At 66.6% G+C, this 20,834-nt stretch carries 21 protein-coding genes and 1 pseudogene; 12 read left to right on the top strand and 10 right to left on the bottom strand.

Translation table 11 applies throughout. The features are described from left to right. Nucleotides 1-5 precede the first annotated feature (5 nt). From manD to JWS14_RS50045, 5 genes and pseudogenes are all read right to left on the bottom strand, one after another. The gene (manD, locus tag JWS14_RS13995) at nt 6-1,223 is read right to left on the bottom strand and encodes a D-mannonate dehydratase ManD (protein WP_206013537.1); all 1,218 of its coding nucleotides are present in this window, start codon (nt 1,221-1,223) and stop codon (nt 6-8) included. Next, a complete protein-coding gene (locus JWS14_RS14000; protein WP_072937192.1) occupies nt 1,220-2,224 on the bottom strand; it encodes a 2-hydroxyacid dehydrogenase in 1,005 nt (334 codons plus the stop codon). Before JWS14_RS14000 ends, manD begins: the two co-directional genes overlap by 4 nt. Further along, nucleotides 2,225-3,241 carry a LacI family DNA-binding transcriptional regulator gene (locus JWS14_RS14005; protein ID WP_072937191.1) on the bottom strand — a complete coding sequence of 339 codons (1,017 nt, stop codon included), beginning with the start codon at nt 3,239-3,241 and terminating at the stop codon, nt 2,225-2,227. Nucleotides 3,242-3,353: 112 nt separating this feature from the next. Then, nucleotides 3,354-3,692 carry a hypothetical protein gene (locus JWS14_RS50040; protein ID WP_241031336.1) on the bottom strand — a complete coding sequence of 113 codons (339 nt, stop codon included), beginning with the start codon at nt 3,690-3,692 and terminating at the stop codon, nt 3,354-3,356. Beyond that, nucleotides 3,692-4,329 (bottom strand): annotated as a pseudogene (locus tag JWS14_RS50045) (MsnO8 family LLM class oxidoreductase). The gene JWS14_RS50040 and the pseudogene JWS14_RS50045 overlap by 1 nt, the downstream one beginning before the upstream one ends. A gap of 141 nt (nt 4,330-4,470) precedes the next feature. Here JWS14_RS50045 and JWS14_RS14015 point away from each other — a divergent pair. Next, nucleotides 4,471-5,598: a nitric oxide synthase oxygenase gene (locus tag JWS14_RS14015; protein WP_072937189.1), complete on the top strand. Its 1,128-nt coding sequence runs from the start codon at nt 4,471-4,473 to the stop codon at nt 5,596-5,598. Here JWS14_RS14015 and JWS14_RS14020 read toward each other — a convergent pair. Beyond that, a complete protein-coding gene (locus JWS14_RS14020; RefSeq protein WP_072937188.1) occupies nt 5,586-6,056 on the bottom strand; it encodes a group II truncated hemoglobin in 471 nt (156 codons plus the stop codon). The genes JWS14_RS14015 and JWS14_RS14020 overlap by 13 nt on opposite strands. Before the next feature lie 70 nt (nt 6,057-6,126). On the opposite strand from JWS14_RS14020, the gene JWS14_RS14025 reads away from it, so the two are divergent. Further along, a complete protein-coding gene (locus JWS14_RS14025; protein WP_072937187.1) occupies nt 6,127-6,705 on the top strand; it encodes a TetR/AcrR family transcriptional regulator in 579 nt (192 codons plus the stop codon). Nucleotides 6,706-6,713: 8 nt separating this feature from the next. Here JWS14_RS14025 and JWS14_RS14030 read toward each other — a convergent pair whose 3' ends face one another. After that, entirely contained in the window at nt 6,714-8,126 is a 1,413-nt protein-coding gene (locus JWS14_RS14030; RefSeq protein WP_206013538.1) for an MFS transporter, read from the bottom strand. Beyond that, on the bottom strand, nt 8,123-8,578 hold the full coding sequence (locus JWS14_RS14035; RefSeq protein ID WP_206013539.1) for a MarR family winged helix-turn-helix transcriptional regulator: 456 nt from the start codon (nt 8,576-8,578) through the stop codon (nt 8,123-8,125). Before JWS14_RS14035 ends, JWS14_RS14030 begins: the two co-directional genes overlap by 4 nt. Before the next feature lie 250 nt (nt 8,579-8,828). Between JWS14_RS14035 and JWS14_RS14040 the strand changes: the two genes are divergently transcribed. Both JWS14_RS14040 and JWS14_RS14045 read left to right on the top strand, forming a co-directional pair. Continuing rightward, the gene (locus JWS14_RS14040) at nt 8,829-10,025 is read left to right on the top strand and encodes a L,D-transpeptidase (protein ID WP_206016015.1); all 1,197 of its coding nucleotides are present in this window, start codon (nt 8,829-8,831) and stop codon (nt 10,023-10,025) included. A gap of 9 nt (nt 10,026-10,034) precedes the next feature. Then, a complete protein-coding gene (locus JWS14_RS14045) occupies nt 10,035-11,444 on the top strand; it encodes an FAD-binding oxidoreductase (protein WP_206013540.1) in 1,410 nt (469 codons plus the stop codon). Between the two features lie 12 nt (nt 11,445-11,456). Here the strand turns inward: JWS14_RS14045 and JWS14_RS50055 are convergent, their stop codons facing one another. Next, entirely contained in the window at nt 11,457-11,714 is a 258-nt protein-coding gene (locus tag JWS14_RS50055) for a lipase family protein (RefSeq protein WP_072937183.1), read from the bottom strand. A gap of 163 nt (nt 11,715-11,877) precedes the next feature. Between JWS14_RS50055 and JWS14_RS14055 the strand changes: the two genes are divergently transcribed. From JWS14_RS14055 to JWS14_RS14085, 7 genes are all read left to right on the top strand, one after another. After that, entirely contained in the window at nt 11,878-12,858 is a 981-nt protein-coding gene (locus JWS14_RS14055; RefSeq protein ID WP_206013541.1) for a quinone oxidoreductase family protein, read from the top strand. A gap of 54 nt (nt 12,859-12,912) precedes the next feature. Beyond that, nucleotides 12,913-13,443, top strand: coding sequence for a MarR family winged helix-turn-helix transcriptional regulator (locus JWS14_RS14060; protein ID WP_206013542.1), 531 nt, complete (start codon nt 12,913-12,915; stop codon nt 13,441-13,443). Nucleotides 13,444-13,667: 224 nt separating this feature from the next. Further along, nucleotides 13,668-14,822 (top strand): acyl-CoA dehydrogenase family protein, encoded by a 1,155-nt coding sequence (locus JWS14_RS14065; protein WP_206013543.1) that lies wholly within the window; start codon nt 13,668-13,670, stop codon nt 14,820-14,822. A 26-nt stretch (nt 14,823-14,848) separates the two neighbouring features. Beyond that, nucleotides 14,849-15,646, top strand: a complete 798-nt coding sequence (locus tag JWS14_RS14070) for an SDR family NAD(P)-dependent oxidoreductase (RefSeq protein WP_072937179.1) — start codon at nt 14,849-14,851, stop codon at nt 15,644-15,646. 153 nt (nt 15,647-15,799) lie between these two features. Beyond that, on the top strand, nt 15,800-17,122 hold the full coding sequence (locus JWS14_RS14075) for a cytochrome P450 (protein ID WP_206013544.1): 1,323 nt from the start codon (nt 15,800-15,802) through the stop codon (nt 17,120-17,122). Nucleotides 17,123-17,190: 68 nt separating this feature from the next. Beyond that, complete coding sequence (locus JWS14_RS14080) at nt 17,191-17,508, top strand: 2Fe-2S iron-sulfur cluster-binding protein (protein WP_095862197.1); 318 nt, start codon at nt 17,191-17,193, stop codon at nt 17,506-17,508. 4 nt (nt 17,509-17,512) lie between these two features. Beyond that, on the top strand, nt 17,513-17,938 hold the full coding sequence (locus tag JWS14_RS14085) for a DUF2834 domain-containing protein (RefSeq protein ID WP_241031339.1): 426 nt from the start codon (nt 17,513-17,515) through the stop codon (nt 17,936-17,938). 63 nt (nt 17,939-18,001) lie between these two features. On the opposite strand, the gene JWS14_RS14090 is transcribed toward JWS14_RS14085, so the two are convergent. Beyond that, nucleotides 18,002-19,288, bottom strand: a complete 1,287-nt coding sequence (locus JWS14_RS14090) for an NlpC/P60 family protein (protein ID WP_420855135.1) — start codon at nt 19,286-19,288, stop codon at nt 18,002-18,004. Between the two features lie 393 nt (nt 19,289-19,681). Here JWS14_RS14090 and JWS14_RS14095 point away from each other — a divergent pair, with 393 nt between their 5' ends. Further along, nucleotides 19,682-20,785 (top strand): NAD(P)-dependent alcohol dehydrogenase, encoded by a 1,104-nt coding sequence (locus tag JWS14_RS14095; RefSeq protein ID WP_206013546.1) that lies wholly within the window; start codon nt 19,682-19,684, stop codon nt 20,783-20,785. The last annotated feature ends 49 nt before the right edge of the window (nt 20,786-20,834 follow it).

The raw sequence follows: 20,834 nt of genomic DNA on the forward strand, positions 1-20,834 counted from the left end.
GCGCGTCACCAATCCGTCATGGAGCCGTCGCGGCGCCGGGCGACCGGGAGGTAGGCCTGCTCGTAGGGATACTTCGCCGCGAGTTCCTCGTTCATCGTCACTCCGACACCCGGCGCGTCACCGGGGGTGAGATGGCCGTCCGCGAACGACCATGCGTGCGGGAAGACCTCACTGACGAGCGGGTCGTAGCCCATGTATTCCTGAATTCCGAAGTTCGGCGTCGCCAGTCCGAGCTGTAGGCTCGCGCCCAGGGAGATCGGCGAAACGTCCGACGGCCCGTGCGGTCCGCCTCGCACCTGATACACCTCGGCGAGCGCAAATATCTTGCGGACGTGGCTGATTCCGCCGGCGTGGACGACCGCCACGCGAATGAAGTCGATCAGTTGTTCGGTGATCAGGTGCTGGCAATCCCAGATCGTGTTGAAGACCTCGCCGATCGCCAGCGGCGTCGTGGTGTGGTTGCGCACCAGACGCAACGCGTCCTGGTTCTCTGCCGGCGTGACGTCCTCGAGCCAGAACAGATTCACCGGCTCGAGCGATTTGCCGAGCCGCGCGGCCTGCTGCGGGGTGAGTCGATGGTGGGCGTCGTGCAGCAACTTGAGGTCGGGGCCGACATGGTCCCGGACCGCCGCGAGGACCCCGGGCACATGATTGAGGTAGGCGTCCGTGTCCCATACCTCTTCGACCGGGAGTGCGCCGCGGCTCGCGGGCTCGTATCCCGCAGCCCCCTTGTGCACACCGTAGACCGAATCGAGTCCGGGCACCCCGGACTGCACACGAATCGCCTGAAAGCCCTTCTCCCGCTTGGCGTCGACGGAGTCGAGCAGCGCGGGCACGTCCCACCCGGTGGCGTGGGTGTACGACAGGACGCGGTCACGCACGGCACCGCCGAGCAACTGGTAGACGGGCTGGCCGAGCGTCTTGCCCTTGATGTCCCAGAGCGCCACGTCGACCGCGCCGATCGCGGCCATCGTGACCGGCCCGCGGCGCCAGTACACCCCACGGTAGAGGTACTGCCAGGTGTCCTCGATCCGCGTCGCGTCCCGTCCGATCAGCAAGGGCGCGACGTGGTCTCGCAGATACGACGCGACGGACAGTTCGCGGCCGTTCAGTGTCGCGTCACCGTAACCGACGACGCCGTCGGCGGTGGTGATCTTCAGGGTGACGAAGTTGCGGGTGGGGCTGCAGACCAGCACGTCCGCGGAGATGATCTTGTCGGTCATGCCCGTGATCCTTTCGCTCCGACCGCGGGAGCAACGACGTTGCGCAACTGCTCCCCGCGTGCGAGTCGGGTGATGTTGTCGGTGATGTCGTCGACGCGGCCGAGAAACGTCTGCCGCGACACCCCGGAAGAATGCGGCGTCATCATGATGTTGGGGAGTTCGGAGAACGGGAGGGCACTGGGCGCACCTCGACCGTCGGCTCCGGGATAGTCGTACCAGACGTCGATGGCCGCAGCCGCGATGGTCGACGAGGACAGCGCGTCGAACAGTGCCTGCTCCTGGACGAGAGGCCCGCGGCCCACGTTGACCAGCACACCGTCGCTGCCCAGCGCACGCAATTCGTCGGCGCCGATCATGCCCCGCGTCCGGTCGTCGAGCGGTGCGGACACCACGACGACATCGGATTCGGCGAGGAGACGCCCGAGCTGGGACACGTCGGCCGCCCAGTCCAACCCCTCACCCGTCGCATCGACGTTGCCGCGGCCGGTCACGGCCGCTCCTGTCGCGCCGAATGCCCGGAACAGATTCCACGCGGCGTTGCCGATGTGGCCGAAACCCACGAAACCCACCCGCGCACCCTGCAGTGAATTCGACTGTGTGAGGCGGTCGTCGTAGACCGACGTCGCCCACACCCCGCGCCGCAGGGCCGCGTCCTGGGCGACGAAGCCGCGCCGAAGCATCACTGCGGCCGCCACGACGTATTCCGCGATCGACTTCTCGTGGTGGAAGGTGTTCGCCACCAGCACGTCGGGGGCCAGGGCGCCGAACGAGATATTGTCTGTCCCGGCGCCGGCGACGTGCACGAGCCGCAGCGTGGTCGCGGACGACGCCATCGACGGCGTGAACTTTCCCCCGACATACACGTCGGCGTCACGCAGATCTTCGATCAGGGCAGCCTCGTCGAAGCTGCCGTGCCAGGACAGTTGCGATCCTGTGGGAACCGCGGCATCGAACCGCGCCCGGTGTGGGATCAGATTACTGTCGGCAACAACGATTTTCATCTAGCGGCTCTCTTTTCCGGGGCGAAACACCCGATCGTGCGCCGGTCCGGCCGACGCACGGACGACAAGTTGTGTGGGGAGGTGAACTTCGCGGACGTCGGAATCCGGTTCGCCGGCGCGCTGGTACACCAGGTCGAGACTCAGCACGCCGGCTCTCGCCATGGGCACGTTGACACTCGTGAGCGCGGGGTTGGCGAGCTCGGCCAGCGGTGAGTCGTCGATGCCGACGACGCTCAGGTCGTCCGGAACCGAAAAGCCCATTGCGCGGACGCCGTTCATCACACCGATCGCCATCGGATCGTTGTGTGTGATCACGGCACTCGCACCGGTCGCGATCACGCTCGCGGCCGCGGCATGACCACCCGCGAGGGTCTCCTGCTGCCATCCGAGCAGGCTCAGCTGCACATCGCGGGACTTGCAGAATTCCTCGACCGCGGCGACGCGGCGCTGATTCGACCAGGACTGCGGCGAGCCCTGAACGTAGGCGAGGTGTTCGTGCCCGAGGGCAACGAGGTAGTCGATGGTCTGACGAAGACCGTCCTCGGAATCCGCCACGATGCAATCGCATTCGGGCGAAGACCGGTTGACGAGCACCAGTGGGGTGTCGCCGGCAAGCTGCACGATGTCGGACGCGGGCAGTCGCGGCGCGCAGACGACGAGTGCGTCGACACGACCCTGCAATTCGCCGAGGACCTCGCGCTCACGATCCGCGCTGCCGTCCGTGTCGGTGAGGAGCACGGTCTGCCGCCGGTGCCACCCCTGAGCCTGCGCCGCCTTCACGAAACTCGCGAACACCGTGTGCGCAATGTCGGGCACCACGACAGCGACGGTGGTCGCCGTCGGCCTCACGGCGTCATTGCGTGTCGGCGACGCCGCCCGGTAGCCGATCTCGTCGGCGACCGCGATGATCCGCGCGAGAGTGTCCGGTCCGATCCGGTCCGGGGCACTGAACGCCCGCGATGCGGTGGACAGGGATACCCCTGCGCGTTGAGCGACCTCGGTCAAGGTGGGTGCCACTGTGCTACCGCCTCGCTGTTCGTTGTGACTGCCGACACACACTATTCACCCGCTTGCGCAAGATTGTCAAGACTTGCGCAAGGCTTGCGGCAACTGTTGTGTGCCGTGCGGGTCACACGTCCAGGAGTGACAACAGCCGATCGGATTCGAACAGCGCGTCCCGGTCGAACGTGGACGTCGAGGCCAGGAGTTCGTCGGCGCCGGTGCGCGCCCTCAGCGCGTCGAGCGCGACCTTCACCTGCTCGGCGTCGCCGTGGATCGACGACGCGATCGTGGCGTCGACCTGTTCGCGCAGCCGCGGGGTCCAGGGCTGAGTGCGTATGTCCGCGACCGATTCGAGCGGCGGAAATTCGCCGGTCCGGCTCGATTGCGCCAGCGCCCACGCCTCCGGGAGCAGCAGTTCACGGGCCCGGTCGTCGTTCTCGGCGATCATGACCTCGAGCGAGATCATCACGTACGGGGCCCGGTGAACGGCGGATGGGACGAAGCTGTCGCGGTACCGGTCGAGTTCCGGGACGCGCGCGCCCGACCCTTGAAGGATCGGCCCGCCGACCACCACCGGCAGACCCGCCTTCGCGGCGAAGTCGAGTCCGCGGCGAGTCGCGAGAACGAACATCGACGGGGGCTCGCCACCTGGGGCCGGGCCGTCACGGTGCCCTTGCCCTCGAGGTAGTTCCGCACCTCGTCGAGGTCGTCCGCGAACGTGTCGGGGGCGTTGCGGTCGCGTCGCAGCGCCTCCCGCACCGGCTTGGTGAATCCCAGGGACCGCCCGACCCCCAGGTCGATGCGGCCCGGGTACACGGCCTCGAGCATCAGGAATTGTTCGGCCACCACCAGCGGCTGGTGGTTCGGCAACATCACACCACCCGAGCCCAACCGGATCCGGCTGGTGCGGGCGCCGAGGGCCGCGAGCAGCACAGGGGCGGCGACCCGCTCGCGATGCCCGGCACGGCGTGGTGCTCGGCCACCCAGAACCGCTCGAATCCGAGGTGTTCGGCGTGCACCGCCCGCTCGATCGTCCCGGTCAGCGCGGCAGAGTCGGGCGCACCGCGGCGCGTGCGGGACCGGTCCAGAATCGAGAGCTTCACCTCCGGGGGAACCGCCGTCCTGCCGGCGGTATTTCCTCACCCCGTCCGCACTCGGTGGACGAGTGTGCCCGCTTCGCTGACATACTGACCGCCGCAGGATCCACGATCGCCGGGAGGTCAATGGTGAGCAGCACAGGGACTATGTCGTACTCGCTGGATGTCACGTCGCGGTCCGCAGCGCAGATGCGGGAGTGCGCAGAGTTCTTCAGCGAGCCCGAGCTGGCCCACCTGCCCACCGCCCGCCTCGCGGACGCACTGGAGTCGCTGGCCGAGGCGGGCCGCTACGAGCACACCGTGGAGGAACTGGAAGTCGGCTCGCAGCTGGCGTGGCGCAATCACGCCCGCTGCGTCGGTCGCAAGCACTGGCGCACGCTGAAGCTGATCGATGCCCGCCACGCCACCACCGCGGACGAGATTGCGGAGGCGTGCTGGGAGCACCTGCGGGTCGCGACGAACGGCGGCGCGCTGCGCTCGGTCATCACGGTCGGTCCCCTACCGCTGGCGGACGGACGCGAGTACAAGATCGTCAGCCCGCAACTGATCCGGTACGCCGGCTACCGCCACGCGGACGGGACGGTGACCGGGGACCCCGCCCAGGTCGGAATCACCGAGGCGGTGACGAAGATGGGGTGGCGGGGCGCAGGCACGCCATTCGACGTGCTGCCGCTGCTGGTGAGCACCCCCGACGAGACGCTGCGCTGGTACGAGATTCCATCCGAGCTGGTGCTCGAGGTCGAGATCGAGCACCCCGACTACGCCTGGTTCGCCGATTTCGGTCTCAAATGGCATGCCGTGCCCGCCGTGTCGAACATGAGCTTCTCCGTCGGCGGGCTGACGTATCCGCTGGCGCCGTTCAGTGGGTGGTACGTGAGCACGGAGGTCGGGGCCCGCAACTTCAGCGACCGGGACCGGTACGACATGCTGCCCGCCATCGCCGAAAAGCTGTGCCTGGACACGTCCTCGGAGCGGACGCTCTGGCGCGACCGGGCACTGGTCGAACTGAACCGCGCCGTGATCCACAGTTACCGGCAGTCCGGGGTGCACATGGTCGATCATCACACCGTCGCCAAGCAGTTCATCAGCCATGTCGAACGCGAGGAATCGCTGGGCCGGAAGTGCCCCACCGACTGGTCGTGGATCAACCCACCGATGTCGGCGGCGCTCACCCCGACGTTCCACCGACTCTACGACGCACCCGACATGGACCTCCGCCCCAACTTTCTCCCGGCCGCCAGCTCGGGTTGCCCGATCTCCGGTCAGCCGCGGTAGGGCGGGGCGACGCCCCAACCCCAGTGCGGGACGGGTGCGTGCTCGACCACCTCGGCTCCCGGACTCGAATTCTGCAGTGCGAGCCGGGTCCCCCACTCGACGTATGCCATGAAGGCGGAGCGGAATTCGGGGTCGGACGGCAGGGCCGCGTCGTCGGCGGCGAGACTCATGGTCGCGGCGAAGCGGTGCCGCTGTTGCGGGCTGATGGCGAGACCGATGTGGTGCCGCAGCATGCGTTCGTAGCCGCCGAGGTGTTCGGTGTATCCCGGCGGGCCGCCGAACACCTCGCACCACCACAGGGTGACGTTGCGGCGATGCTCCTCGTGCACGCCGCCGGGGAACATCGGCGACAGCAGTTCGTCGCGCTCCACCCGGTCGTAGAAGGCGTCGATCAGCCGCCGGAACGACTGCTCACCGCCCGCCCATTCGTACAGGGACGGGGTGTCCTGATCACTCATGCGAGCTCCCGATTTCCGTCGTCTCTCCATTACAATACACATCAGTATTGGATTGAAAAGAGGTTCGAGCATGAGTGTGGCCGGGCGCAGTCGCGACACCGACATCGACACCCGGGTCCTGAGAGTTGCGGGCCGGCAACTGTCCCGGGCCGGATACGACGCGATGTCGCTCGCCGCGATCGCGGCGGAGGCGGGCACCACCCGCCAGGCGCTGTACCGCCGGTGGGCGACGAAGGCGGAGTTGGCCGCGGCCGTCGTGGCGCAGTTGGCCGACGAGGAGACCGGCCGGTCGTCGGCGGACCCGTTCGGTGATCTGGTTCGCGAACTGGCCGACTTCCAGCGCGGGGTGTCGTGCACCGGCCGGCTGTCACTGGTCGGGACGATGCTGCAGGACACGACGGACGGCGACGTCCGCGCGCAGTACCGTGCCCGGGTGGTGGCACCGCGCCGGCGCCGTGTCCGCGCCATCCTGGATCGTGCCGCGGAGCTGAAGATGATCGACGCCGACGCCGATCTCGAGGTCGCCGTCACGATGACCACGGGCAGTTGGTACGGCCGCGCCCTGGCCGGCGATCCGCCCCCCGCGGACTGGGCGGCCCGGACCGCGGCGCTGGTCTGGCGGGCGGTCGGAGGAACGGCTCCCTCCTGACGTGCCCCCTACGCAGCGGACCGGCGGTCGCCCATGTTCCGCGACATCAGGACCCCGGCGAGGAGGAGAACACCCGCGATCGCGATGAACCATCCCGTGCGGTGCAGTCCGTCGTCGCCGATGACGTGACCGGCGGTGGTCTGCAGCACGACGGCCGACAGGTTCGCCCCGATGTACTGCACGGTGCGGTACATCCCGATGGCCGTGCCCACTTCCTCGACGGACGTGACCGAGCTGATCAGATTCTGGTTGCCGATATTGTTGAATCCGTTGGGGATTCCCAGCACCGCCGCCACCATGAGCAGCACGACGATCGGGGCGGTGCTGCTCTCCACCGAGGCCAGGAGCACCCCGCCCACCAGCAGCGCGCACGTCCCGACGGTGAGCGTTCGGCGCACCCCGTGCCGCCGGTACGTCCGGGACGCGAGCAGCGTGGAGCCGATACCGACGACGGCGACGGGAAGCATCGTCAGCCCCGCCTCGGTGGCGCCCATCCCCCGGGAGTACTGCAACCACTGCGGGATTCCGAAGAAGACGCAGTAGAAGGCGGTGTAGGTGAGGAGGGTCCGCGCGAGGGTCGCGCTGAGCGCCCGGTTCCGGGCCAGTGCCCGAACGTCGATGAACGGTTCATCCGCCCGACGTTCCCACTGGACGAACAGCGCCAGCACCAGCGCCCACACGGGGATCAGCCACCACACCGGGTCGGTGGTGACCGACAACAGGAACAGCATCGTGGACGAGACGAGCGCGAGAAACAGCAGGACTCCCACGACGTCGAGTGCGTGCAACAGCTGGCGTCGACTGACCGACATGCCGCCGACGAAACCGACGTTCGCGAACTTCGTGACCGCGATCGCGCTGAACGCGACGATCGGGAGGTTGATCCACATGATCGACTGCCAGCCGAACGCACCCACCAGCAGTCCGCCGAGCGTCGGGCCGAGTGCCACGACGCCCTGGCTGCAGATCGCGAGGGTCGTGATCGCGGTGCGCGGTTGCGCACCGTGCCGTTCCGCGTACCCGCGAATCATCGTCATCGCGTTGGGATACTGGGTGGCGGTTCCGATTCCGACGAGGATGCGGGAGAAGATCAGCCAGCCGACCGTGGGTGCGAGCAGACCGGCCACGGAGCCCAGCGCCACCAGTGCGAGGCCCCCGAGGTACACCTTCCGGGCGCCGAGGAGGGCGCCGAGCTTCCCCGCCATCGGCGCGGTGACGGCGGTGGCGATGTAGAGCGCGGAGATCACCCAGGTGATGCCGGACGAGGAGCCGAACTGGGCGGCGATGCCGACGATCGCCACCGCGATCATCGACGAGTTCAGGGGTTGGAGAATGCTCCCGGTGGCGACGGATCCGCTGACCCGGAACGGTACGGACGGCGACTTCTGCGCGACAGCGGTGTCGGCGACGGTACCGCTCACGAGTTCATCAGTGACTCCCGCTGCGGCGCCGACTCGGGGGTTGCTGCGAGTCGGCGGAGTAGCCGTCCGGCGATGAAGAGGAGGTCGCGTTCAGCCTCGGTGCATTCGGTGGCGAGCGCCGCCGAGAGCCATTCGCTCCGCCGCGACCGGTCGGCGGTGAGGGTCTGCAATCCCAGCGCGGTGATCGCGACGATGCTCGCCCGCGCGTCCTGGGGGTCCACCGTGCGGGATACCATGCCGGAGTCCTCGAGGATCGAGACGGTCCGCGCGATGGACTGCGGCGCCACCTGCTCGAGATCGGCGAGGGCACGGGCGCTCATCGGACCTTCCCGGTCGAGATGCGCGAGGGCCTGCAGCTGCGAGGGCGTGAGCAGGTGCCCGGACCGCTGGGTCCGGATGCGCCGGGTGAACATCACGACATCCTCACGGAGTCGATCAGCCTTCTCGTCCATGTATTCGCCTCTCGTTCGCCGGAGCAATTTCATTAGCCAGTCTAGCTGTTTTATTTCTCCAGGTCAATCGTCATGTTGCGCCAACTACGTGCGCATACAGTCAGAAATATTGCCAGCACAGCTGTCTAAATCGTCGTGAGTGGACGGATTCACCCAGGTCGGGCAGGGTCGGCGGGTGTCTGACAGGAAACTCCGAGGCGATCGCTGGCAGTATGAGGACGGCGAAACGCTGATCGAGATCCGAAAGAAGGTGGTCGTGACTCTCCGCACACGGACAGCCGGCATCGTTGCAGTGGTGGCCCTGACGTTCCTGGCCACGGCATGCACCATCGGAGACACCGGCACCTCGGAACCCCCGACCACCACCCAGGCCGCGCCCGCCTCGATTGCCGTTCCCGCGGCCGCCGGCGCGCCGATCAACCCGACCACCCCGATCGTGGTCACCGCCACGGGCGGCCGGCTGACCACCGTGACGGTCACGAATCCCGCGGACGCCGGCGCACCGGTCGCCGGCGCCCTCGCCCCCGACGGCACGAGTTGGACGAGCACCGCGCCCCTCGGATACGGGTCCACGTACACGGTCGTCGCCGACGCGGCGAACCCCGACGGCGCCCCCGTCGAGCAGACGTTCACGGTGACGACGATGACCCCCGATTCCACCGCGTACGCGAACGTCGTCCCGGCACCCGAGGTCGTCGCGGACACGGGCATCGGCGTCGGCCAGCCCATGGTGTTCCAGTTCACCGCTCCGGTCGCCAACAAGGCCGCGGTGCAGGAGCGACTGCACGTGACGACAACACCGCCGCAGCCCGGGGCCTGGTACTGGACCGACGACCAGAACGCGCACTATCGCGCCGCAAACTATTGGGCGCCGGGAACCAAGATCCACATCGAGGCGGACGTGTTCGGCGTCGACCTGGGCGACGGCGTCTTCGGTGCCGAGAACAATGCCGCCGACTACACCGTGCACGACTCGTGGGTCGCCAAGGCGGACGGTGCCAGCGAGGTGCTCACCGTGTTCCACAACGGTGTTCAGGAAACCTCGATGCCGATGAGCCTCGGCTCCCCCGACCACCCCTCGCACGAGGGCCCGCACGTGGTCTCCGACAGGCAGCAGAGCATCATCATGGACTCCTGCACGTACGGCGTCTGTGCCGGCGACCCCGACTACTACCGCGAGAAGGTCGACCTGAACCTCCGCATCTCGAACGACGGCGAGTTCGTCCACTCGGCGCCGTGGTCGGTGGGCGATCAGGGCAACAGCAACGTCTCCCACGGCTGCGTGAACCTGGCTCCCGCCAACGCCCAGTGGATGTTCGACCACTTCGGTATCGGCGACGTCGTCGAGATCACCAACTCGGGCGGACCGATCCTGCCCGTGTGGGACACGTACGGGGATTGGGAAGTTCCGTGGGCCGAGTGGCAGGCAGGTAACGCAACCGGATAGGAGGCGCTCGTGAGTTCACCATCCGCGGAATGTGTCGCGCAGCTGAAGGCGGTGCTCCCGCACCGGGTTCATCTCCCGGACACCGACGACTACCGCGCGGCACTGGGCAGAGTGTTCTTTCCCGACGCCGCGAGACGCCGACCGTCCTGCATCGTCGAACCGGAGTCCGTGGAGGACGTCTCCACTGTCATGCGGGTTGCGCATCGGACGGGCGGCACCGTCACCGTCCGCGGCGGCGGGCTGAGTTCGAACTGTGTCGCCGACGACGCCGTCATGCTCGACTTGTCTGCCCAGATGAACACGGCGCGGCCCGAGGACGACCGAGTGGTCGTCGCCGGCGGCGCCACCGTGGGAACCATGCTGGACGCACTCGCCCCCACCGGCCGGGTGGTGCCGGTCGGGATCGTGGGGCATGCCGGCTTCGGACTCGTCACCCGCGGCGGCGTCGGCTACCTCACCCGCAGTCTCGGGCTGACCGTCGATCAACTGCTCGAGGTCGAACTCGTGCTGCCCTCCGGCGAAGTCGTCCACCTGTCCGATGCCAGCACCGGCGACGAGGCCGATCTGTGGTGGGCGGTCCGGGGTTGCGCACCGTGCTTCGGGGTCGTCACGTCGGCGGTGCTGCGCACCCATCCGCAGGGCCCGGTGTGGGTCGATCGAATGGTGCTCGGACTCGAAGCGCTCGCCACCTATTTCCGTGTCGCCCCGACGCTTCCGCGTGACACGACGATGGGCGCGGTGCTCGGTTACAGCGCGCTGTCCGCCGACGAACCCGTCCTGTTCGTGTACACCGCGTGCGCGAGCGACGATGCATCCGACATCGACCGCGCCCGGGCCGCCGCCACCTCGGTCGCCGCCGTGTCGGGCAGCGTGCTGTACCGGTCCGAGACCTCGGGCAACTACCTCGACGGGCTACCCGAATTCGCGCCACCCGGAGCCGACGGCGAAGAACCGGAACCGATCCGGCTGCCCCAACCGGGTGACCACAGGGGGTCGTTCTTCGGGAAGGCCGTCTTCACCGGACCGACCCTCGACTCCCACCTCGCAGAAGCCCTGGCCACCCAGATCCGCGGGGCGCCGACGCGAGAATGTCGTATCGACTTCCAGCACACCGGCGGTGCACTCGCCGATGTGGGTAACGGCGACACCGCCTTCTGGGGTCGCGGCGGCGAATGGAACATCCCGCTCAACGCCATCTGGTCCGACCCCTACGACGGCGCCGCCTGCCTGTCCTGGGCGGGCGGCACCCTCGACGCGCTCGCACCCCACACCACCGGCGTCTACAGCGTCGAAGTCCGGCCCGGATTCCCCGAGACGGGCGCCGAGATCGACGCTGCCTACGGCGGAAACCTGCGGCGACTGCGCGAACTGCGGCAAAGGCACGATCCGATGGGGGTGCTGACGCACTACCCGCTCTGAGATTCGCAGATGTCACACGCAATCGTCGACGGCAGCCCGGCCGGCGAAACGTGCTGCAAGGAAGTCGATCGCACCCGGCGCGCCGGAGACCAAGGTGGTGTTGTGACTCGGCACATGCGGGCTCGGTCCACTCGGCCCGAACTGGAGGGCAGCGCGGATGCCGTCGAGAACCGCGTAGCCGGCCTGTGGTCCGGCGAGGAATTCGGATTCCGGTCCTTCGTAGTCGGCGGTGACGACCGCCCAACCACGGGATAGCAGATACGCGATCATCAACGACTCTGATGCGGTCGAGCGACTTGTACAGCAGCTGCCAGGAATCGACCGGGATCGGCACACTCCGTCCCGTCACCGCCGCGACCAGAAGGCGCAACCACCGCCGAATGCGCACGAAAAACATGCTACCGTGCGAATGGTACGACCGAAAGGACTTTTTGTGGACGCCGTCGTGTTGCGAGAATTCGGGGAGCCGGATGTCTTGAAGGTGGAGTCGATTTCCGACCCCGTGGCGAGCTCGGGTTGGGTCACCGTCCGCCTGAAGGCGGCCGCGCTCAACTGGCACGACGTCCTCGTCCGCCAGGGCAGGTATTCGTCACCGCTGCCGCACGTACTCGGCGCCGACGGCGCAGGCATTCGCAGCGACACGGGCGAGGAGGTTCTCGTCCTCCCGTCGCTGTGGTGGGGAGATCGCGACGCCGCGCCGAGCGCACAGTGGGAGATCCTCGGCGATCACCAGCGAGGCACCTATGCCGAGTTGGTGCGCGTTCCCGCAGACTGCGTCGCCCCCAAACCACGCGGGCTCAGCTGGGAGCAGGCCGCCGCACTGCCCCTCGTCGGACTCACCACCTACCGCGCCCTGTTCACGCGTGGCCGCCTCCGCGCCGGCGAGAACGTGCTCGTCCTGGGTGCTGGCGGCGGCGTCGCGACCATGGCCGTCATGCTGGCTTCCGCAGTAGGAGCGAACGTCACCGTCACGTCCTCCACGGCGGCCAAGATCGCGCAGGCACAGGAACTCGGCGCCGCGAACGGTGTGCTCTACACCGACCCCGAATGGCCGGACGAGGCTCGCCGACTCACCCCGGACGGTCAGGGATTCGACCTCGTCCTGGATTCGGTGGGGACCTGGGAGCAGGCCATCGCCGCACTGCGGCCGGGTGGCCGCCTGGTCGTGCTGGGCGCGTCGCGCAGCGAGCTCGCCACCCTCGACGTCCGGCCTTTCTACTTCGGTCAGTACGAACTGATCGGAACCACGATGGGCAGTCCCCGGGACTTCGCGGGGCTCCTGACACTGCTGGACACCGAATCCGTCCCGCCCGTACCCATCAGCGCGGCATTCCCCCTCGCCGAAGCGGCCGCCGCACACAAGCATCTCGAACAGGGAAGCGGGTTCGGGAAGGTCGTCCTCTCGCACGGCTGACCGCGGTTCTATGATCAACCTCGACGCGGTTCGGTGACGACGAGAGGACGCCCAGTGGCGAGTGAACTCCCGACGCCGGCCGACGACGCGCGCCACGACGTGGTCGACTGGATGCGAGCCGAATGGTCCCAGCGGCGCGATTCGGCGGATCTGGAATTCGGAACCACGATGGCGTTGCTCCGCACGCACCAGTGGATCGTGCGCGCCATGGACCAGGAACTGCGTTCACTTCGACTGTCGCGCAACGCCTATCTCATTCTGACGTCGTTGCAACTGTCGGAGCAGCGCACTCGCACGCTCGGCAAGTTGAGCAAGTACCTCATGGTCCACCCCACCACCGTGTCGATGGCGGTCGACCAACTCGTCAAGGCGGGCCTCGTCGAACGCAAAGCCCACGCGACGGATCGCCGCACCGTTCTCGCAACCCTCACCCCGGCCGGCCTGGAGGTGGTCGAGGAGGCGAACGACCGCCTCGCCGCGGCGCGCTTCGGCCTTGCGCCCGTCGACACCGACACCCTGGAAGCGTTGATCGAACAACTGCAACAGGTACGTCGCGCCGTCGGTGACGTCGAAACCGGGGACTGAGAACCGCAGGAGACCCTCTCGCGGTTGAGGTGCCGGACCCGGGTGCCGCATCTCCCACGTAGACATCTACCCGGCACATCTCTTGCCTGATTAACTTTGACGCCCTACTATTCAAACCTAGAATAGTTCTCACGGGACGAGGAACGGGCCGTCCGGCTCTCGGTGCACGACAACGCCCCCTCGCCGTGATTCTCCAGCCGAGTCACGCACAGGAGCACACTCCAATGGTTTCATTCGCATTCACCGACGAACACGAAGAGTTCCGAAAGACGCTGGCCGCGTTCAGCGACCGAGTTCTACTTCCCGGCTACCGCGACCGAGCCGCGTCAACGGACTTCCCTTTCGACATTCTGAAGAGAATCGGCGACCTCGGATTGCTGGGCATCGGCCTGCCCGAGCAGTACGGCGGCACGGGCACCGAAGACCCCGTCCTCCTCGGGATCGCCACCGAGACCCTGGCCTACGGCGACGTGAACATGGCATCGGCACCCGTCCAGATCGGGTTGGTCGCCTCTCAATTGGCGCTGTGCCGGGACGAGATCCAGGAGCGCTACCTCCCTCCCCTCATCAACGGGGAGCAGACCATCGCCATCGCGTTGACCGAACCGGGCTCGGGCTCCGATGCGAGTGCACTGACCACCACCGCAACGGCGGTAGAGGGCGGATGGCGCCTGAACGGCGAGAAGACGGCCATCTCCTGGGCGATGAATGCCACTGCGGCACTTGTCTACGCGCGAGAGCCCGGATCCAGCCGTGCCCGGGGTGTCAGTTGCTTCGTCGTGCCGCTCGACGCGGACGGGGTCAGTGTCAGCCACATGCCCGGCATGGGCTGCCTGCCCTTGGGCTGGGGAAGCATTCACCTGTCCGACGTCTTCGTTCCCGAATCGCATCTCGTCGGTGAACTCGGCAAGGGCTTTCACTCGGTCATGGACCACTTCGACTTCAGCCGAGCCGCGCTCGGGCTGATGTGCCTCGGCGCCGCGAAACAAAGCCTGGAGGAAGCCGCCGCGTACGCACAGCAACGCGAGACGTTCGGGCAGCCGCTGTCCGAGCACCAGGGACTCGCGTTCCAATTCGCCGAGCACGCCACTTACCTGGAAGGTGCGCGCTGGATCTGCTACCGGGCGCTGTGGCTCCGGGAAACCGCCCAGCCGCACACCGCCCTGGCGTCGATGAGCAAGTGGTGGCCTCCCGTCGTGGCCAAGAACGCGATCGAGTTCGCCATGCGCGTACACGGAAACCTCGGGTACTCGACCGAATCGCCTCTGCAACAACGCTACCGCGACGTCACCGCGTACCTCGTCGCGGACGGCACAGCCGAGATCCAGAAACGCATCATCGCGAAGGACATCTTCGCCCGCGGCACAGTATCTCTCTGACCCCCATCACCCTGAAGGAGCTCACCATGGGAACGCATGAAATCTCACCGCCGAAAGAACTGAAGGACAGCAGCGGACTGATCGTCGGTGGCACGGCAGGGATCGGGCTCGCGACCGCCGTCGGCCTCGCTCAGGCCGGCGCACCGCGCATCATGGTCGTCGGACGCAGCACGGAACGCGGACACACTGCCGTCGATCGCATCTCGTCCGCCAACTCGTCGTGCGAGGTGACCTTCCTGCCGGAAGACGCAACCACAGTCGACGGCGCCGCCCATATCGCGTCCGAAGCCGAGCGGATTCTGGGCGGCGTGGATGTCCTGGTATCCACGACAGCTGCCGACGTCCGGCCGGAACTCTTCGCGAACATTCCCACCGACGACATCGCGCGCATCTTCAACCAACTCGCGCTCCCGTGCATGTATCTCGCGAGCGAAATCGTTCCCCACATGACGGCACGGAAGGGCGGCGTCATCATCAACGTCGCATCGGACGCAGCCAAGACCGCGACGCCCGGCGAGTCCGTGATCGGGGCGGCGAAGGCCGCGATCGTCATGTTCACCCGCACACTGGCCATCGAAGCCAAACGCAGCGGAATCCGCGTGAACGTCCTGACGCCGTCGCTGGTCGCCGGCACCGGGTCTACCGAACGCATCACCTCCGACGGGTTCAGTGCCAAACTGTTCGCCAAGGCAGCACAGCAGGCCCACCTCGGCGTCCCCGAATCCGAGGACCTCGCTGCGCTCGCCGTCTTCCTCGCCTCCCCCGCCGCGCGCCGGCTGACCGGACAGGCGATCAGCGTCAACGGGGGAATCTCGGCGGCCTGAGAACTGCCTCCGAATCGGGGGCGAAACCCCTCGTCTGGGTGACGCATGGGTGCCGTTCATGCATGAGACTCGAGTCACAGCATGAACGGACACCGCGCGACAGCGCCGGTACGTCCCGGCGCTGTTCAGCCCACACCAGAGAGAAGGTTGATCATGACGACGGTCGAATCCGCCAACACCACAACAATTCCCGATGAGATAGCACGGCAGATCGTTCTCGCCGAGGGACACACCGACGACGCGAAGCTGTACGACGCCTACCGGTGGCTGCGCGAGAACCGGCCGCTCGGGCAGGCACGCGTTGAGGGATACGACCCGCTCTGGCTGGTCAGTAAGCACGCCGATCTGATGGAGATCGAGCGACAGCCGCAGATCTTCAGCGCCGGCGGCGGCGAGGACAAGGGCTCGCACAACCCCATTCTCGCCAACCAGGCCGGAGACAAGTTCACGAAGAAACTCACCGGCGGAAGTCTTCGCATCCTGGACGCGTTGCCCTACCTCGATCCCCCGGAGCACTCCACCGTCAAGGATGTTGCGTTCGACTGGTTCCGGCCGGCCAACCTCAAGAAATGGGAGGACCGCATCCGCGAGACGGCGAAGGAATCCGTCGATCGGCTCGTGTCCGGGAGCCAGGACCTCGACGCCGTACAGGAATTCGCGGTGCTCTTCCCGCTGCACGTCATCATGTCGCTGTTCGGTGTGCCGGTCGAAGACGAGCCGCGCATGATGGCACTGACACAGGACCTGTTCGGGGTCGCCGACCCGGATGCGACACGTGAGGACATCGAGAGCCTGTCTCCCGATGCCGCCGCCCAGCAGTGGGCAGCGGCGATCTCCGACTTCTACGCCTACTTCGATGTTCTCGTCGAAAGCAGGCGAGGAGAACCACGCGACGATCTGGCGACTCTCATCGCGGTCGCGAAGGATGCCGACGGCGAGTACTTCCCCAAGACGTTCGCCTACGGGTGGTTCGTCGCCATCGCCACCGCCGGCCACGACACCACGGCGAGCACCCTTGCGGGTTGCCTGCAGCAGTTGGCCGCACGTCCCGACATCCTCGAGCAGGTGCAGGGAGACCTCGATCTGGTTCCCTACCTGGTGAACGAAGCGTTGCGGATCGTGTCTCCGGTGAAACAGTTCACCCGAGTCGCACTCACCGATTACGAACTCCGTGGGAGTTCGATCAAGGCCGGCGACCGACTGATGCTGCTGTTCCAGTCCGGTAACCGCGACGCCGACGTGTTCGACAACCCGGACACCTTCGACATCGACCGGCGTCCGAACAAGCAGATCGCGTTCGGCTACGGACCGCACATGTGCATCGGCCAGCATCTCGCCAAGCTCGAAATGAAGGTCATGCTCGAGGAACTGCTGCCCAAGCTTCGTCGCGTCGAGGTGACCGGCGAACCCAAGATGATCCAGACCAACTTCGTCGGCGGATTGCGGCACCTCCCCGTCCACCTGACGTTCGCCTGACCAGGTGGTGCGCCGAGACAAGATGATATTCGGCGCACCACCTTCGAGTGAGAAAGTGCCCTCAGCGCATGACGAAAGTTACCTATCACCTGCCGGACGGGTCGACGGAGCACGTCGATGTCGAACCCGGTGAAACGCTCATGAACGCAGCGCTCCGCAACAACCTCCCCGGCATCGTCGCCGAATGCGGCGGCAGTTGCGCCTGCGCTACGTGTCACGTCCACCTCCCGAAGCAGTACACCCGCTTCTTCGCCGAACCGACGGACGAGGAGACGGATCTGATCGCCTATCTGGACGCCGCGGACGACGATTCTCGTCTGTCCTGCCAACTCGTCGTCGCCGACAGCGAGGCCGAGATCCACGTTCGCGTCGCAGACAGCAGGTGACGTCGTGACCACGCAGATGCGCGGAAATACCGCAATGAATGCCCGTCACGCCTTCTACGTCGTCGCCGGGATCGCTGCGCTACTCCTGACCTGGCCATTCGCGTTCGACTGGATCGGCGACGGCGGAAACATCTTCAACCCGGTCGAATTCTTCGGAGACGGTATCGAGCCGGGCGGCACCGCCGCGTTCCTGAGCATCGACATGCTGATCGCCTGGACGGTCTTCATCGTCTGGGTGCTCACGGACACCGCACGGATCGGCATGGGCCGGAAGTGGGGCGTGGTCTTCGTGCTCTTGTCCTACATCGGCGTCTCCATGGCATTCCCGTTCTATCTCGTTGCACGAGAGCGCTTCCTGGCGCACGCGGCCGGCGGTCGACCGGACGCAAAGACACCGGAGAACCCGGCGTCCCGTGTCGGGCGCGGCTAGCAACCGACCGAGGCCCCTACGTCGAGCGCTGCTCGGCGTGGGGGCCTCGTGCCGTTCGGCCTTCTACGACACCACTCGCCGCGCCTTCATGCCCTCGAAGACCGGTGCGATCCGAACGACGTCGCCTGTCGTCGGCGCATGCACCATCTGACCGTTTCCCAGATAGATCGCGACGTGGCCGGGCCCTCCCGGGCCCCAGTTGCCGAACAGCAGATCGCCCGGCCTCGCGCCGTCCAGCGGGACCTCGACACCGACGTTCCACTGGGTCTCCGACGTGCGTGGGAGGATGAGGCCGGCGGTTGCGTCGTACACGGCGTAGGACGTCAGACCGGAACAGTCGAACCCTCCGGAGGACGGGCCCTTCACGCTGCCGCCACCCCACACGTACGGCAAGCCGAGATACCGAATTGCCGCCTGCACGATGAGACCACCCACACCCCCCGAATCACTGCGCAGGAGTTGTAGAACCGACGCGAACCGCCCCTCCGACTCACGGATCTTCGCGACGTACGGCCGGGTCTGGTTCTCGTAGTCGTCAGTCCCTCTGGGCATTCCCCCGAATTGGCGTACCGCTCCTATCCCCGCGTTGTATCCGGCGAGAGTCAGGTCAAGGGTATCGCCGGATACGAGCCCCTCGGCCTTCCATTCACCGATCTGGCTGTACATGTCGCACAGCAGGTTCCCGGACGCCATCACCGAATCGGCTACTCCGAGAACGTCCGACATTCCGTCGCCGTCGGCGTCCTTGCCGTATCGCGCCCAGGTGGCCGGCATGAACTGTCCGGGTCCACGTGCACCCGCCGGCGAGGCCGGCGACGTGGCACCGTACCGAAATCCGTTCTCGACGGAATACAGCGCTGCGAGAACGGGCGCGGTGATTCCCTCGCAGATTCCACCCGCCTTCGTGAACCAGGGGACGAACACGGCGATCGAGCCGATCGGCATCGGACCGGCTGCGACGCTGCTGATATCGTCACCTTCCTCGCGCGGAATTGTTTCCGGCACAGTACTGTCGGCAGCAATCGGCTCCTCTGCGGGCCCGACCACCTCGGGCTCTTCGGATGCCCCCGGCAGCGACTCGTCGATTTCGGGATCAGGAGGAACCGCGATGACGGGTGACGGCAGAAACGGTGCCACCGCACTCTGGGCCGTCTCGGCAGCCGTGTCGACTGCCTGCCGAGCGGGCTCGCGGGAATTCTCGGGTAGCAATTCGATGTAGTCGTCGATTGTCACGTCGACGGCCTTCGCCTGATCCGCCACCGCGTAAATCTGCTGCATCGCGAAATCTTGTGCCGCATCGGGCATATCGGCGCCCTGGACGATGCCGCCGATTGCGGCGGCGACCCCCATGATGAGCGCCGAAGGATCAACAGACACTGGTTCCCCCTGAGATGGGACATCGATCGAGTTGATCGCGGAATGTGATTCAAGTCTCTCTTCATGCGTGCACTCGACGCGTCACACCAAGGGGTGTTTTCGGTACTTCGTCGGGGGCATCGGGTTCCCGCGGCGCGCAGACTGCCGACCCTGCGTCGACTCCGCCACACGAGCCTCGACTCCGTGTGGCGAATTTTCACAGGAAGACAGGACCTCTCGGGTGCCGTAGTCCCATCGGGGGTAAAAGGGGGGAGATTGGAGCGAACTTGCCGCTCATCCCTGTTTTCAGAGCTTGTGATCTACCTAACATTGCACCTGAGCAAGTGATGCCCGTCCTCGGGCGAACACCTGAAATGAGGAGCAGTCGTGCAGATCACCGCCGCCGTAGTCCACGAAGTCGCGGGCGACTTCGCCATCGAGACCGTGTCTCTGAGCGAACCCACGGAACACGAAGTCCTCGTCGAGATCGCCGGCGTCGGTCTCTGCCACACCGATCTGGCCGTCAAGGAGGGCCATCTCCCGTTCCCCCTTCCGGGCGTCGTCGGCCACGAAGGTAGCGGGACGGTCGTGAGGGTCGGATCCGGAGTCACCAAGGTCGCTGCAGGCGACAAGGTCGCGATCACCTTCAACAGTTGCGGCCAGTGTGCCCACTGTGGGAAGGGCGAGCCTGCGTACTGCCACAATTTCATGGCGTTCAACTTCGGTGGTGTGCGCCCGGACGGCCCTTCGGCACTCACCGCGGGGGACGCCACGCTCGGCGGCAACTTCTTCGGGCAGTCCTCCCTCGCGACACATGCCATCGCTCATGAACGCAACGTCGTGAAGGTCGCGGACGATGCCCCTCTCGAACTCGTCGGTCCGCTCGGCTGCGGAATCCAGACCGGCGCAGGCGCGGTGTTGAACTCTCTCGACGTCGCTCCAGGATCTTCACTGGTCGTCGTCGGCGCGGGTTCGGTCGGCCTGGCGGCTGTGCTTGCTGCCGTGGTCCGCGAGGTCGGCGTGATCATCGTCGTCGAACCTCACGAGTCGCGGCGCGAGCTCGCGCTGTCTCTCGGCGCGACCCACGTCGTCGATCCTGCGGACGGTGACCTCTCCGAACAGATTCGGGCAGTGGTGCCCGACGGCATCGACTACGCGATCGACACGACGGCTCTCTTGCCCGTGCTGGACCAGATCCTGCAGTCACTGGGTGTCCGGGGCACCCTCGGCCTCATCGGGGTCCCCGCCGACCCGACCGCCACAATCCCGATCGGCATGATGTCGACGCAGCTCTTCGGTCTGACGATCCGCGGGATCGTCGAGGGGGATGCCGACCCCGACACGTTCATTCCGCACCTTCTCGATCTGCACCGTCAGGGCAGGTTCCCGTTCGACAAGTTGATCACGACAATGCCGTTCTCACAGATCAACGAAGCTGTGGCCGTCCAGCATCGAGGTGACGCGGTGAAGGTCGTCCTCGTCCACGAATGATGACCGACTCCGCCGTATCGGATACTCCGGAAACAGTGAGAAAGGCCGT

The sequence above is a fragment of the Rhodococcus koreensis genome, assembly GCF_017068375.1.
Taxonomy (GTDB): domain Bacteria; phylum Actinomycetota; class Actinomycetes; order Mycobacteriales; family Mycobacteriaceae; genus Rhodococcus_F; species Rhodococcus_F koreensis.